Source organism: Pseudomonas sp. BMS12, from assembly GCF_001592875.1.
Taxonomy (GTDB): Bacteria; Pseudomonadota; Gammaproteobacteria; order Pseudomonadales; family Pseudomonadaceae; genus Aquipseudomonas.
Genome location: NZ_LSOF01000020.1, coordinates 23,521 through 37,533, shown reverse-complemented (window position 1 = coordinate 37,533; position 14,013 = coordinate 23,521). Strand labels below are relative to the sequence as shown.

12 protein-coding genes are annotated in these 14,013 nt (G+C 65.5%); 4 read left to right on the top strand and 8 right to left on the bottom strand.

Translation table 11 applies throughout. The features are described 5' to 3' along the window. Positions 1-219 precede the first annotated feature (219 nt). Positions 220-1,263, bottom strand: a complete 1,044-nt coding sequence (locus AYB31_RS18775) for a threonine aldolase family protein (protein WP_068830521.1) — start codon at positions 1,261-1,263, stop codon at positions 220-222. A 367-nt stretch (positions 1,264-1,630) separates the two neighbouring features. On the opposite strand from AYB31_RS18775, the gene AYB31_RS18770 reads away from it, so the two are divergent. Then, the gene (locus AYB31_RS18770; protein WP_068830520.1) at positions 1,631-1,846 is read left to right on the top strand and encodes a DUF1127 domain-containing protein; all 216 of its coding nucleotides are present in this window, start codon (positions 1,631-1,633) and stop codon (positions 1,844-1,846) included. Positions 1,847-2,018: 172 nt separating this feature from the next. Here the strand turns inward: AYB31_RS18770 and oadA are convergent, their stop codons facing one another. Beyond that, positions 2,019-3,833, bottom strand: coding sequence for a sodium-extruding oxaloacetate decarboxylase subunit alpha (oadA, locus tag AYB31_RS18765; RefSeq protein ID WP_068830518.1), 1,815 nt, complete (start codon positions 3,831-3,833; stop codon positions 2,019-2,021). Positions 3,834-3,849: 16 nt separating this feature from the next. Continuing rightward, a complete protein-coding gene (locus AYB31_RS18760) occupies positions 3,850-5,265 on the bottom strand; it encodes an acetyl-CoA carboxylase biotin carboxylase subunit (protein ID WP_068830517.1) in 1,416 nt (471 codons plus the stop codon). A 189-nt stretch (positions 5,266-5,454) separates the two neighbouring features. Here AYB31_RS18760 and AYB31_RS18755 point away from each other — a divergent pair, with 189 nt between their 5' ends. Next, positions 5,455-6,429, top strand: a complete 975-nt coding sequence (locus AYB31_RS18755) for a LysR family transcriptional regulator (protein WP_068830515.1) — start codon at positions 5,455-5,457, stop codon at positions 6,427-6,429. Positions 6,430-6,511: 82 nt separating this feature from the next. Then, positions 6,512-7,699, top strand: coding sequence for an XdhC family protein (locus AYB31_RS18750; RefSeq protein WP_082805358.1), 1,188 nt, complete (start codon positions 6,512-6,514; stop codon positions 7,697-7,699). Positions 7,700-7,785: 86 nt separating this feature from the next. Here the strand turns inward: AYB31_RS18750 and AYB31_RS18745 are convergent, their stop codons facing one another. The 4 genes from AYB31_RS18745 to hexR all read right to left on the bottom strand — a co-directional run bounded on the left by AYB31_RS18745 (position 7,786) and on the right by hexR (position 11,875). Then, complete coding sequence (locus AYB31_RS18745) at positions 7,786-10,023, bottom strand: xanthine dehydrogenase family protein molybdopterin-binding subunit (RefSeq protein ID WP_068830514.1); 2,238 nt, start codon at positions 10,021-10,023, stop codon at positions 7,786-7,788. 14 nt (positions 10,024-10,037) lie between these two features. After that, the gene (locus AYB31_RS18740) at positions 10,038-10,496 is read right to left on the bottom strand and encodes a (2Fe-2S)-binding protein (RefSeq protein ID WP_068830512.1); all 459 of its coding nucleotides are present in this window, start codon (positions 10,494-10,496) and stop codon (positions 10,038-10,040) included. Between the two features lie 212 nt (positions 10,497-10,708). Continuing rightward, on the bottom strand, positions 10,709-10,903 hold the full coding sequence (locus AYB31_RS18735; protein WP_068830510.1) for a PA3496 family putative envelope integrity protein: 195 nt from the start codon (positions 10,901-10,903) through the stop codon (positions 10,709-10,711). Positions 10,904-11,008: 105 nt separating this feature from the next. Next, positions 11,009-11,875 carry a transcriptional regulator HexR gene (gene hexR / locus AYB31_RS18730; protein ID WP_068830508.1) on the bottom strand — a complete coding sequence of 289 codons (867 nt, stop codon included), beginning with the start codon at positions 11,873-11,875 and terminating at the stop codon, positions 11,009-11,011. Positions 11,876-12,056: 181 nt separating this feature from the next. Between hexR and zwf the strand changes: the two genes are divergently transcribed. Beyond that, the gene (zwf, locus tag AYB31_RS18725; protein WP_236715582.1) at positions 12,057-13,484 is read left to right on the top strand and encodes a glucose-6-phosphate dehydrogenase; all 1,428 of its coding nucleotides are present in this window, start codon (positions 12,057-12,059) and stop codon (positions 13,482-13,484) included. A 174-nt stretch (positions 13,485-13,658) separates the two neighbouring features. Here zwf and AYB31_RS18720 read toward each other — a convergent pair whose 3' ends face one another. Then, complete coding sequence (locus AYB31_RS18720) at positions 13,659-14,012, bottom strand: DUF7079 family protein (protein WP_068830503.1); 354 nt, start codon at positions 14,010-14,012, stop codon at positions 13,659-13,661. Position 14,013 lies beyond the last annotated feature (1 nt).

Below are 14,013 nucleotides of genomic sequence, written 5' to 3'. Positions count from 1 at the left end.
TGCGCCATCTCTGGCTCTCGGCCATCTATCCACAGGCTACCCAGATAACACTGCACAACTTCTGTGACTAACTTGCGCAGCAGTCTCTCGGCGCTGTCTAGAAATCGCCCAACAGCCGCCAGCCCACGCCCGTACTGGTACCGAGAACTCGCCCTACAGCTTATCCACAGAGTGATCCACTCGGGCTGGGGGTAACTTCAGAAGCAGGCAGGCGACTGGCTAGGCCGCGCCCATGGCAAGGCGGATATCCGCAGCCAGTTCGCGCACCCGGTTCTCGTCGGTATCCCAACTGCACATGAAGCGCGCCCCTCCGGCGCCGATGAAGGTGTAGAAGCGCCAGCCCCAGTCACGCAAGCGTTCCAGGGCCGGCTCGGAAAGCTGCAGGAACACGCCGTTGGCCTGCACCGGGAACATCAGGCTGACGCCCGGCACGTCCGCCACCAGCTCGGCCAGCAGGCGCGCGCAGCGGTTGGCGTGATCGGCATAGCGCAGCCAGGCACCGTCCTGCAGGATGCCGACCCAGGGCGCCGACAGGTAGCGCATCTTCGAGGCCAGTTGCCCGGCCTGCTTGCAGCGGTAGTCGAAGTCCTCGGCCAGGGCCTTGTTGAAGAACAGGATGGCCTCGCCCACGGCCATGCCGTTCTTGGTGCCACCGAAGCACAGCACGTCGACGCCAGCCTTCCAGGTCAGCTCGGCCGGGCTGCAACCGAGTGACGCACAGGCGTTGGAAAAGCGCGCGCCGTCCATGTGCAGGTTGAGCTGCAACTCCTTGCAGGCCTGGCTGATCGCCCGCACTTCCTCCGGACTGTAAACCGTACCGACCTCGGTGGCCTGGGTCAGGGTCACCACCCGCGGCTTGGGGTAATGGATGTCCTGGCGCTTGAGCGCCACCTCGCGAATCGACTCCGGCGTCAGCTTGCCCAGTTCGGTGCGCGCGGTGAGCAGCTTGGAGCCGTTGGAGAAGAACTCCGGTGCGCCACATTCGTCGGTCTCGACGTGGGCGGTCTCCGAGCAGATCACGCTGTGGTAGCTCTGGCACAGCGAGGCCAGCGCCAGGGAGTTGGCCGCCGTGCCGTTGAAGGCGAAGAACACCTCGCAGTCGGTCTCGAACAGCTGGCGGAAATGGTCGGCGGCACGCGCCGTCCACTGATCGTCACCATAGGCACGCTGGTGGCCCTGGTTGGCCTCGGCCATGGCGGCCCAGGCTTCGGGGCAGATGCCGGAATAGTTGTCGCTGGCGAATTGTTGGCTCTGATCGGTCATGGGATTTCCTTGCTGGACGGCCACCGAGATCGGCCTACTTTACGCCGCCATGGCGCAGCGCCAAAACCGGCAAGCGAGGCAATAACAGATGGGCTTTGACTAAAACAGTTTAGGGAACTGTATCGCCAGGCATTCGCTGTAGTGGCGGCCCTGTGCAGTGAAAAAACCTGGCAATTATCACAGCTCAGGATTTTCCACGGAGGACCAGTACAGTTGTGTTCCACCAAGCAGAACAGTTGCAAAGCTGGCTAACAAATAGCCCGACAATTTAACCCAGCTGTGCCTATAAAACCGACCACACAGTCAGGAAAATAGCCTTCCAGTAGAACACCCTCTAACCCCGCCACAAGCGGAAGGAAGCACCACCATGGAACGTACCCTCAGTTCCGACTCGATGTTCCAGCAACACACCTCCAATGCCACCGGCCTGCTGCCGCTGCGCGCCCTGGCCACCCTGCTGCTGTGGCAGCGCCGCTCGAGCAGCCGCCGCGAGCTGGCCCGCCTGGACGCACGCCTGCTGGCCGACGCCGGCATCAGCCTGAACGAGCGCGCCGAAGAAGTCCGCAAGCCGTTCTGGCGCTAAGCCTGGCTGTAAGCAGTAGCCAAAAGGGAAGCCGAGTGCTTCCCTTTTTGTTGCCCGCAGAACAGCACCCGGCATGGGCTAGCCGAAGGAGCGCCTGGGCGACGCCTACAAGGACCCGGCCATAAAAAAGGGGGAGCCGAAGCTCCCCCAGCGGGACTTACTCTTTAGCGGCTCAGGCGACGATTTCCACCAGCACGTCGCCCGGGTTGACCCGGTCGCCCTTGGCCACGTGAATGACCTTCACGGTACCGGCGATGGGCGCCTGCACTTCGGTTTCCATCTTCATCGCCTCGGTGATCAGCACGGCCTGGCCGGCTTTGACCTGATCGCCTTCCTTGACCAGCACGTCGACGATATTGCCCGGCATGGTGGTGCTGACGTCGCCCGGCGCACTGGCCTGCTTGCGCTTGCCGCCGCTACCGGCGACGAAGTCGTTGAGCGGCTCGAACACCACCTCTTCCGGCATGCCGTCGATGGACAGGTAGAAGTGGCGCTTGCCGTCGCCCTTCACGCCCACGCCGGTGATGTCCACGCGGTAGCTCTCGCCATGCACGTCGACCACGAACTCGGTCGGCACGCCTTCGCCACCGGCTGCGGCCACGCCGCCAGCTTCGGGAATCGGCAGCAGTACTTCCGGGGTCAGGGTGCCGGCCGCACGCTCTTCGAGGAACTTGCGACCGATGTCCGGGAACATGGCGAAGGTCAGCACGTCTTCTTCGCTCTTGGCCAGGGCGCCGATCTCCTCGCGCAGCTTGGCCATCTCCGGCTTGAGCAGGTCGGCCGGGCGCACATCAATGACTTCCTCGCTACCGATGGCCTGCTTGCGCAGCGCCTCGTTGACCTTGCCCGGCGCCTTGCCGTAGCGGCCCTGCAGGTACAGTTTCACCTCGTTGGTGATGGTCTTGTAGCGCGCACCGGCGAGCACGTTGAACACCGCCTGGGTGCCGACGATCTGTGAGGTCGGGGTGACCAGGGGCGGGAAGCCGAGGTCTTCGCGCACTTTCGGAATCTCGGCGAACACTTCGTTGATGCGGTTCAGCGCGCCCTGTTCCTTCAGCTGGTTGGCCAGGTTGGACATCATGCCGCCCGGCACCTGGTTGACCTGCACACGGGTATCCACGGCGGTGAATTCGCTCTCGAACTGGTGGTACTTCTTGCGCACGGCATGGAAGTACATGCCGATCTCCTGGATCAGCTCCAGATCCAGCCCCGTATCGAACTCACTGCCACGCAAGGCAGCGACCATCGACTCGGTGCCGGGGTGGCTGGTGCCCCAGGCGAAGCTGGAGATGGCGGTGTCGATATGGTCGGCGCCGGCCTCGATGGCCTTCAGCTGGCACATCGCGCCCAGGCCGGCAGTATCGTGGCTGTGGATAAACACCGGCAGATCGACCTCGGCCTTGAGTGCCTTGACCAGTTCGAAGGTGGCGTAAGGCGTCAGCAGCCCGGCCATGTCCTTGATGGCGATAGAGTCGATGCCCATGGCCTGCATGGCCTTGGCCTGTTCGACGTAGGCAGCCACGGTGTGCACCGGGCTGGTGGTGTAGCTGAGGGTGCCCTGGGCGTGCTTGCCGGCGGCCTTCACCGCCTCGATGGAGACGCGCAGGTTACGCACGTCGTTCATCGCGTCGAAGATGCGGAACACGTCGATGCCATTGACCGCAGCCTTGGCCACGAAGGCGCGCACCACGTCGTCGCTGTAGTGGCGGTAGCCGAGCAGGTTCTGCCCGCGCAGGAGCATCTGCAGGCGGGTGTTGGGCAGCGCGGCCTTGAGCTTGCGCAGGCGCTCCCAGGGGTCTTCCTTGAGGAAGCGCACGCAGGCGTCGAAAGTGGCGCCGCCCCAGACTTCCAGCGACCAGTAGCCGACCTGGTCGAGCTTGCCGCAGATCGGCAGCATGTCCTCGGTGCGCATGCGCGTGGCAATGATCGACTGGTGGGCATCGCGCAGGATGGTGTCGGTGACGGTGATTTTCTTGGTCTTGCTCATGATCTGAATCCTTCCCCTACAGGCCGGCGTGGGCGGCGATGGCGGTGGCGATGGCGATGGCCAGGTGCGACGGGTTGCGCTTGATCGAGTACTGGGTCAGTTCCGGGTGGGCCTCGACGAAGCTGGTGTTGAACTGGCCGCTGCGGAACTCGGGGTTGCGCAGGATTTCCTGATAGTAGGCCGCGGTGGTCTTCACCCCCTGCACGCGCATGTCGTCCAGCGCGCGCAGGCCGCGGTCCATGGCCTCTTCCCAGGTCAGCGCCCAGACGATCAGCTTCAGGCACATGGAGTCGTAGTAGGGCGGGATGGTGTAACCGGTATAGATCGCCGTGTCGGTGCGCACACCCGGGCCGCCGGGAGCGTAGTAGCGGGTGATCTTGCCGAACGAGGGCAGGAAGTTGTTCTTCGGGTCCTCGGCGTTGATGCGGAACTGCAGGGCATAACCACGGTGGATGATGTCTTCCTGCTTGACCGACAGTTCCAGACCCGAAGCGATGCGGATCTGCTCGCGGACGATGTCGATGCCGGTGATTTCCTCGGTGATGGTGTGCTCCACCTGCACCCGGGTGTTCATCTCCATGAAGTACACCTCGCCATCGGCGAGCAGGAACTCCACGGTACCGGCATTTTCGTAGCCCACAGCCTTGGCCGCGCGCACGGCGAGGTCGCCGATGTAGGCGCGTTGCTCGGGCGTCAGCTGCGGGCTGGGGGCGATCTCGATCAGCTTCTGGTTGCGCCGCTGGATCGAGCAGTCGCGCTCATACAGGTGCACGGTGTTGCCGAAGCTGTCGGCCAGGATCTGCGCCTCGATGTGCTTGGGATTGACGATGCATTTCTCGAGGAACACCTCAGCGCTGCCGAACGCCTTGGTCGCCTCGGAGATCACTCGCGGGAAATTCTGTTCCAGCTCCTCGCGGCTGTTGCAGCGACGGATACCGCGACCGCCGCCGCCGGAAGTGGCCTTGAGCATCACCGGGTAGCCGATGCGTTCACCTTCGCGCAGGGCCTCATCGATGTCGGCGACGTTGCCCTCGGTGCCGGGCGTGCAGGGCACGCCGGCGGCGATCATGCTGCGCCGCGCTTCGGTCTTGTCGCCCATGCGGCGAATGACTTCGGCGCTGGGACCGATGAACTTGATACCGCGCTCGGCGCAGATTTCCGCCAGCTCGGCGTTTTCCGAGAGAAAGCCATAACCGGGGTGCAGGGCGTCGCAGCCGGTTTCCACCGCCAGGTTGACCAGCTTGCGCGGGTTCAGATAACCGGCCAGTGGGTCGTCGCCGATGCTGTGCGCCTCGTCGGCGCGCTTGACGTGCAGAGCCTGGCGATCCGCTTCGGAATACACAGCCACCGAACGGATGCCCATCTCGGCACAGGCGCGCACGATACGCACGGCAATCTCGCCGCGGTTGGCGATGAGGATCTTCTTGATCACGAGCCGGGTTCCTCGCTCATGTGAACAAACGACCGCAGCAAAGCGGTCTACGGGTGACCGCAAAGGCCTCGGCGGTCGTGCATTTACCCTACGCCCGCCATCTGAATAACCAAAATCAATATTTATTGGGTTAAGCATAAGTAAAGACTTATAGTTCTTTTCTTCAACCCCTCATGCGGACTTTAGATAATGCGCAAGTCATTGATGCGAATGACTTTTCGTCAGCTGCAGATTTTCCGCGCCGTGTGTGAAAGCCGTTCGTACAGCCGCGCCGCCGAAGAAATGGCGCTGACCCAGCCGGCGGTCAGCCTGCAGATCCGCCAACTGGAAGAGCTGATCGACCAGCCGCTGTTCGATTACGTGGCCAAGAAGCTCTACCTGACCCCTGCCGCCGAGGCGCTGCTGAAGGCCAGCGAAGATGTCTTTGGCCGCCTGGAAGCCCTGGACATGCAACTCTCCGACCTGCAGGGCTCGCTGCAGGGCCAGCTCAGTCTGGCCGTGGAGTCCAGCGCCAAGTACCTGGTGCCGCACCTGTTCGCCGCCTTCCGCGAGCAGCATCCGGAAGTCAGCCTGCAGCTGGTGGTGGTCAATCACGCCCAGGCGGTGCGCCGTCTGTCGGCGAGTCGCGACGACCTGCTGATCATGTCCCAGGTGCCCAGCGACATGGGCCTGGATTTCTTCCCCTTCCTCAACAACCCGATCATCGCGGTGGCGCCGCCGCAGCACCCGCTGTGCTCGCTGGAGAAACTGCGCCTGAGCGATCTCACCAGCTTCCCGCTGCTGGTGCGCGAGCCCGGCTCGGGCACTCGCCGCGCCTGTGAGGAGTATTGCCATCAGAAGCGCGCGCATTTCGCCCAGACCCTGGAGGTCGGCTCCTGCGAATCCCAGGTCGAGGCCGTAGCGGCCGGGCTCGGCCTGGCCCTGCTGTCTCGTCACGCCGTGCGCCTGGAGCTCAGCCACGGCCTGCTGCGCGAGCTGCCGGTGGAAGAGCTGCCACTGCGGCGCAGTTGGTGCGTGGTACATGGTCGCGGCAAACGCCTGTCGCCGGTGGCGCAGGCCTTCCGCGACTTCATCCGCAGTGAGCGGGCCGCCATCGGCCAGCTGGCCGAACGCTTCCAGCTCGGCGCAGCAGGATCAGGCAATGATCCAGCAGGATCGGCCTAGCCCCTCCTGACTGGCCTGGGCGACATTGGCAGCCTGGGCGGCGCGGCGCAGCGCCCCACCAAACCTGCCAGGGAGAGAGCCTATGCTGTCGGGAATCAGCGCCCTGCTGGGCGCCATCGCCGCCGTCGAGCGCGACGGCGGCCAGGCCGTGCTGGCCACGGTGGTCAAGGTCGAGGGTTCGGCCTATCGCCGCCCCGGCGCGCGCATGCTGATTCCGCTCTACGGCGGCACGGTCGGCACCATCAGTGGCGGCTGCCTGGAGTCCGAGGTGGCGAAGAAGGCCTGGTGGCTGACCGATGCCGGCGAGTCGGTGATCCGCCGCTACAGCACCGCCACCCAGGACGATGACGACGATCAGGACGCCGCGCTGACTTTCGGCCTCGGCTGCAACGGCACCGTGCATGTGCTGCTGGAGCGGCATAGCGCGGAAAGGCCGCTGGTGGTGTCCGAGCTGCTGCGCCGGGTGCGCGAAAGCGCTCAGGCCGGGGCGCTCGCCACTGTGATCGCCAGCTACCGCAATGCCCGCGTGCGGGTCGGCGAGCGCCTGCTGCTGCATCCGCAAACCGGTGCGAACGGTCGCCTGCTCGATCCGGCGCTGGATGCCCGGGTACGCACCGATCTGGCCGAGACCCTGGCACTGGGCCGTTCCTCGCTGCGCCGTTACCGCGATGCGCGCGGCGAGGTGGAGGTGTTCTGCGAATACCTGGCGCCGCAGCGCCGTCTGGTGATCTTCGGCGCCGGCCACGACGCCCAACCACTGGTGCATATGGCCAAGCTGCTGGACTGGCACGTGACGGTGGTGGATGGTCGCGCCCACTTCGCCCGCGCCGAGCGCTTTGCCGAGGCCGATGCGGTGCTGCAGGTCGAGCCCACCGCGCCCTACGCCCTGCACCATCTGACCGACGGCGCACTGGTGGCGGTGATGAGCCACAGCTACAGCCAGGACCGCCACTGGCTGGGTGGCGTGCTGCGCGGCCAGCCCGCCTATGTCGGCCAACTGGGCCCGCGCGAACGCACGGAGCGCCTGCTCGACGAGATTGCCGTGCAGGGCAGCGAGCTCTCGGCATTGGACCGCCTGCACTACCCCATCGGCCTGGATATCGGCGGCGACACCCCGGAGAGCGTGGCCACGGCCGTCCTCGCCGAGATGACCGCGGCACTGAACCGGCGCGACGGCGGCATGCTCAGGCATCGGCAGGCGGCGATCCACGCGCCGACGCCGCAGGATTGCAGCGAGATCGGGACGGAGACCAGGCTGAGCGCGTCCTAAACCTAGCCCGAATGCGTTCCGGAAATCCGCCATAAACACCAACGCCCGGGCAGTTACCCGGGCGTTGGTGTTTATGGCGATCGCCGTCAGGCCGTGATCTGCGCCGGCAACGGCAGCTTGCGCAGACGCACGCCGGTGGCGGCGAACAGCGCATTGGCCAGCGCCGGTGCCAGCGGCGGCACGCCCGGTTCGCCAACGCCGGTGGGACTCTCGGCCGATGGCAGGATATGCACCTCGACCTTGGGCATTTCGTTCATCCGCAGCACCTGGAAGTCATGGAAGTTCGACTGCGCCACGCGCCCCTCCTGCAGGGTGATGGCACCATGCAACGCCGCCGCCAGGCCGAAGCCGATGCCGCCTTCCATCTGCGCGCGGATCACGTCCGGGTTGATGGCGATGCCGCAGTCCACCGCGCAGACCACGCGATCGAGACGATAGCTGCCGTCGGCCTTGACCGTCACCTCGACGACCTGGGCGACGAAGGAGCCGAACGACTCGTGCACGGCGATGCCGCGCCCGCGCTTCTCGCCCGCAGCGCCGGGCGCCAGTGGCTGATCCCAGCCGGCCTGCTCGGCTGCCAGTTCGAGCACCCCGCGATGCCGCGGACGGCTGTCCAGCAGAGCGTGACGAAAGGCGTAGGGGTCCTTGCCAGCAGCCACGGCGGCCTCGTCGATCATGGTTTCGGCGACGTAGCCGGTGTGGGTATGGCCCACCGAGCGCCACCACAGCACCGGCACCTTGATGTTGCTCGGCGTGCTCAGCTCCACCTGCAGGTTGGGCACGCTGTAAGCCAGGTTGGACAGGCCTTCCACCGAGGTGTGGTCGATCCCCTCCTTGACCATGAACGGCTCCATAGAGGTGCCGGCAATGATCGACTGACCGACGATGCGGTTGTGCCAGGCCTGCAGCTTGCCGGCCTGGTCCAGGCCGATGCGCACGCGGTGCAGGTACAGCGGCCGGTAGTAACCGCCACGGGTGTCGTCCTCGCGGCTCCAGACCATCTTCACCGGCGCCTCGACGCCCTGGGCGCGGGCCGCCTTGGCGATGGCCACCGCCTCCAGCAGGTAGTCCGACACCGAACTGGCGCGACGCCCGAAGCTGCCGCCGGCATACAGCTGAGTCAGCGAAACCTGTTCAGGCTGGAAGCCCAGGTAGCCGCTGATGATCGCCTGGTCGACGGTCTGGAACTGCTCGCCGTTCCAGATCTCGCAACGCTCGGCGGAGAGCTTCACCAGGCAGTTCATCGGCTCCATCGCCGCATGCGCCAGGTAGGGAAACTCGTACTCGGCCTCGATGGTTTTCGCCGCCGCGCTCAGCGCAGCCGCGGCATCGCCCTTGCTCGTGGCGGGAAGGCCAGGCTGGCCAGCACTCTCGCGGTACTGGGCGAGAATTTCCGCGCTACCGAGGGTGAAGGCCTGGCTCTCGTCCCAATCGATCACCAGCGCATCGCGCCCCTGGCGCGCGGCCCAGGTGTTCTTCGCCAGCACGGCAACACCTGAACGGCCATGCGGCAAATCACGGAATTCCACCACCGCGACCACATCGCGTACCGCCTTGGCCTTGCTGCTGTCGACAGCGCGCGGCACGCCACCGAAGCGCGGCGGATAGGCGACCATCGCCACCAGCATGCCCGGCAGCTTGAAGTCCTGAGTGAACAGGGCACTGCCATCGGTCTTGACCGAGCTGTCCTTGCGGCGCAGCTCGACCTTGCCGATCAGCTTGAAGTCCTGCGGCTGCTTGAGGCGAACCTGCTCGGGCACCGGCTGCGCCGCCGCCGCTTCGACCAGCTCGCCGAAACCGGCACTACGGCCGGAGCCGGCGTGACTGAGCACGCTCTTGTCGACGCTGATTTCACTGGCCGGCACCGCCCAGCGCTGCGCCGCAGCAGCCACCAGCATGGCCTTGGCCACGGCGCCGGCGTTGCGCATCTGCTCCCAGGAGTTGGCCATGGCGGTGCTGCCGCCGGTGCCCTGCATCGGGCCGAAGGCGAGGTTGTTGTAGCGCTTCACATCGGCCGGCGCGCCTTCGACGCGCACCTTGTCCCAGTCGGCATCCAGCTCTTCGGCGAGCAGGGTGGCCAGGCCGGTGTAACTGCCCTGGCCCATCTCCAGATGTTTGGCCAGCACGGTCACCGTGCCGTCGGGGTCGATACGCACGAAGGCGTTCGGCTCCAACGGCGCAGCGGCCGCCAGCGCCTCGCCGCCACGCAGCAGCGGCGCGAAGAAGATGCCCAGCGCCAGCCCACCCGAGCCCTTGAGCAGCGAACGACGACTGAGGTTGAGAATGCCGCGGGCGGCGCTATCGGGGGTTTCGATCTTGCCCATGTCTGCGCGCCTCCTCAGGCCAGCTTGCCGGCGGCTTCGTGGATCGCCGCACGAATCCGCACGTAGGTGGCGCAACGGCAGATATTGCCGCTCATGGCCGCGTCGATATCGGCGTCGCTCGGCGCCTTGTTGCCGCTCAGCAGCGCCGTGGCGGCCATGATCTGGCCGGACTGGCAGTAACCACACTGCACCACGTCGAGCTGACGCCAGGTCTGCTGCACCACCTTGCCCACGGCGTCTTCGCCGACCGCCTCGATGGTGCTGATACGCTTGCCGGCCACCGCCGACACCGGAGTCACACAGGAGCGGGTCGGCTGACCCTCCACGTTCACCGTGCAAGCGCCGCACAGCGCCATGCCGCAGCCGTACTTGGTGCCGGTGAGATTGGCCACGTCGCGCAAGGCCCAGAGCAGCGGCATGTCGTCGGCCACGTCCAACTCACGGTCCTGGCCGTTGATATTCAGGGTAATCATGGTCTGCCACCTTGTTTCAGGCTGGTCTTCGATAACCGGCAGTCGGGGCCGGCAAGTCGCGCTCGCCCACGTACGCCATGCGCAGCGAGGCAGAACATCACTCTAGATGGGCGTGCGGCCGCTGTCGTCGGCCCACACGCAGATCGGCAGAACCGGGCAATAACTTCGCAGGATCGGGCAACCCGCGGGCAATGGCGCCGCGGGCACCGCGATCAGGCCGCGTTGCGCTGGGCGCTGGCCAGCAGATAGCCGGCGGGAATCAGCTCGGGGTAGTCATCGAGTTCGCTCTGCAGACGGCGCTGCTCGGCGTAATCCTCGATGGCGCGGCGAAAGGCCATGCGCCGCTGGTCTTCCAGCTTGCGCCGGGTCTTGCTGTCGTGGACGGCTTCGGCGTGATGCAGGTTCATCGCGGGGCTCCTGATCCGAGAACGAGCCCCCAGCTTGCGCAGCTGCCATGACGCTAAGGCGGCGGCGCGATGAACTTTGCGTGAAGAACTGGCTACAGGGCGCCCTCAGTCCTCGGCGCTGCGCACCGACTTGGGCGACAGACGCAGGCTGCGCAGACTGCGCTTGACGCTCTTGAGGTGGTTGACCAGGTCCGGGCCACGCGCCATGGCCACGCCCATGGCCAGCACGTCGATCACCACCAGGTGGGCGATGCGCGAGGTCAGCGGGGTGTAGATCTCGGTGTCTTCCTGTACGTCGATGGCCAGACTGACAGTGGCCAGGTCGGCCAGCGGCGTCTGCCCCGGGCACAGGGTGATCAGGGTGGCGCCGGACTCGCGCACCAGGTTGGCGGTGATCAGCAGATCCTTGGAGCGCCCGGACTGGGAGATGCAGATGGCCACGTCGGTCGGTTTGAGCGTCACCGCCGACATGGCCTGCATGTGCGGGTCGGAGTAGGCCGCCGCGGTCAGCAGCAGGCGGAAGAACTTGTGCTGGGCATCGGCCGCCACCGCACCGGAGGCACCGAAGCCATAGAACTCGATACGCCGGGCATTGGCGATGGCATTGATGGCCTTCTCCAGCTCCAGGGGGTCGAGGCGCTCGCGCACCTCCATCAGGGTATGCAGGGTGGTATCGAAGATCTTCAGGCTGAAATCGGCCACCGAGTCGTTCTCGCTGATCGAGAACTGGCCGAAGCTGGCCCCCGCCGCCAGGCTCTGCGCCAGTTTCAGCTTGAGGTCCTGGAAGCCGCTGCAGCCGATGGCGCGACAGAAGCGCACGATGGTTGGCTCGCTGATGCCGACCTCATGGGCCAGGTCGGCCATGGAGCTGTGCATCACCGCAGAAGGGTCCTGCAGGACGTGTTCGGCAACCTTCAGTTCGGACTTGCGGAGCAGGTGACGGGACTGGGCGATATGCTGCAGAAGATTCACAGGCAGGACTCTGAATGGGCGGCGCAGTGTAAAAGCGGCGAACGGGTAAAGACCCGGCCTCGCGGCGATTTCACTCGGCCTGTTATGATCGGGCTGTAGTGAGCTTGTAGTTATACTACATGAACGCTCGCCCCGCACAGGCAAACCCAGCCGGAGTCTTCTCGTGAACAGCCCCTGCGACATGCTGGTCTTTGGCGGTACCGGTGATCTGGCCCTGCACAAGCTGCTGCCGGCCCTCTACCACCTGCACCGCGACGGCCGTCTGGCTGCCGACATGCGCATCGTCGCCGTCGCCCGCAACCAGCTCGATCGTGCCGCCTACCAGGCCCTGGCCGAGCGCCGTTGCCGCGCCCAGGTGGCGCGCAGCGACTTCGACAACGACACCTGGACCGGCTTCGCCGCGCGCCTCGACTACTTCGCCATGGACCTGTCGCAGAGCGCCGAATTCGGCCGCCTCGGCAAATTCCTCGGCAACCGCGGCTGCAATCGCGGGCGCATCTACTATCTGGCCACCGCACCGGACCTGTTCGAGGCGGTCGCCGAGCACCTGGCCATCGCCGGGCTGGCCGGTAGCGACACACGCATCGTGCTGGAAAAACCCATCGGCCACTCGCTGGAGTCGGCCCAGGAAATCAATGCCAGCATCGGCGCGGTATTCAGCGAGGCGCAGGTCTTTCGCATCGACCACTACCTGGGTAAGGAGACGGTGCAGAACCTCATGGCGCTGCGTTTCGCCAACGCCCTGTTCGAGCCGATCTGGCGCGCCGGCCATGTCGACCATGTACAGATCAGCGTCAACGAGACCCTCGGTGTGGAGAATCGCGGCGCCTACTACGACCATGCCGGCGCCATGCGCGATATGGTGCAGAACCACCTGCTGCAACTGCTCTGCCTGGTCACCATGGAGGCGCCGGTACGCTTCGACGCCGAGTCGGTCCGCAACGAGAAGGTGAAGATCCTCGAAGCGCTCAAGCCCATCGCCGGCCTCGACGTGCACGACAAGACCGTGCGCGGCCAATACGTCGCCGGCAAGATCGGCGGACAGGAGGTGCCGGCGTACTACTTCGAGAAACATGTCGATAACGACAGCGATACCGAGACCTTCGTCGCCATCCAGGCCGAGATCGACAACTGGCGCTGGGCCGGTGTGCCCTTCTACCTGCGCACCGGCAAACGCATGGCCAAGAAGTGCTCGGAGATCGTCATCCAGTTCAAGCCGGTGCCGCATCGCCTGTTCGACGGCAGCCAGGCCAACCGCCTGGTCATCCGCCTGCAGCCGGAGGAGCGCATCAGCCTGCAGTTGATGGGCAAGAGCCCGGGCCGCGGTATGCGTCTGACGCCGATGGATCTGGACCTCAACCTGGCCCAGGTCTTCCCGCAGAAGCGCCGCTGGGACGCCTACGAACGCCTGCTGCTGGATGTGATCGAAGGCGACTCGACACTGTTTATGCGCCGCGACGAAGTGGAGGCCGCCTGGGCCTGGGTCGACCCCATCATCAAGGGCTGGCAAGACAACTACCAGGACCCGCGCCCCTACCCCGCCGGCAGCAACGGCCCGGAACAGGCCAGCACCCTGCTGGAACTGGCCGGCCGCGAGTGGATGGACTGAGCACCTGGCGGAATGGGCAAGAACCAGGGCGTCAGTTGCTAGCCCCGATCAGCCTGCCCTCTACTGCTCTCGCCTAAAAATCTAACGCTCTGAGCTGACACAAGCGGCTTTGGCCACGATGCTTATGCGCAGTCTGAAGTGCAGCACATAGATTTAGCTCCCCGCCCTTACCGCTCAAGTTTTAGTCAGCTCGGCGACAATCAGTCGCCACTCCTCGATGCACTTGGCGGTCATCGGCCAGCGCAACAGCCGGCAGCGAAGCCGATGCCAACGCCCGCGGGCCTGGTTGCGCCGGCAGGCTTCGGCCAGCCACTGTGCATCGAACCCCGTCCACACGCCGGCGACGCTCCAGCCATTGAGCCAGACCACCGGTGCCACTTCCTCGTAGAAGATCCGCTCCAGCTCGGCCAGTGGCAGGCCGCTGGCGCGCAATACGCGAATGATGTGCAGGCGACTGGTGACGTCGGGCTCGACGTCCAGCCACAGGTCGGACAGCGCCAGCCAGATAGCCTCGCGGCTGGCGCTCATT

What these genes read in the sequence shown, in the direction of transcription:
- AYB31_RS18750 (WP_082805358.1), top strand. Translation starts at nt 6,512, where the DNA reads ATGCTGTCGGGAATCAGCGCCCTGCTGGGCGCCATCGCCGCCGTCGAG.
- AYB31_RS18755 (WP_068830515.1), top strand. Translation starts at nt 5,455, where the DNA reads ATGCGCAAGTCATTGATGCGAATGACTTTTCGTCAGCTGCAGATTTTC.
- AYB31_RS18740 (WP_068830512.1), bottom strand. Translation starts at nt 10,496, where the DNA reads ATGATTACCCTGAATATCAACGGCCAGGACCGTGAGTTGGACGTGGCC.
- AYB31_RS18735 (WP_068830510.1), bottom strand. Translation starts at nt 10,903, where the DNA reads ATGAACCTGCATCACGCCGAAGCCGTCCACGACAGCAAGACCCGGCGC.
- AYB31_RS18775 (WP_068830521.1), bottom strand. Translation starts at nt 1,263, where the DNA reads ATGACCGATCAGAGCCAACAATTCGCCAGCGACAACTATTCCGGCATC.
- AYB31_RS18720 (WP_068830503.1), bottom strand. Translation starts at nt 14,012, where the DNA reads ATGAGCGCCAGCCGCGAGGCTATCTGGCTGGCGCTGTCCGACCTGTGG.
- zwf (WP_236715582.1), top strand. Translation starts at nt 12,057, where the DNA reads ATGCTGGTCTTTGGCGGTACCGGTGATCTGGCCCTGCACAAGCTGCTG.
- oadA (WP_068830518.1), bottom strand. Translation starts at nt 3,833, where the DNA reads ATGAGCAAGACCAAGAAAATCACCGTCACCGACACCATCCTGCGCGAT.
- AYB31_RS18770 (WP_068830520.1), top strand. Translation starts at nt 1,631, where the DNA reads ATGGAACGTACCCTCAGTTCCGACTCGATGTTCCAGCAACACACCTCC.
- AYB31_RS18745 (WP_068830514.1), bottom strand. Translation starts at nt 10,023, where the DNA reads ATGGGCAAGATCGAAACCCCCGATAGCGCCGCCCGCGGCATTCTCAAC.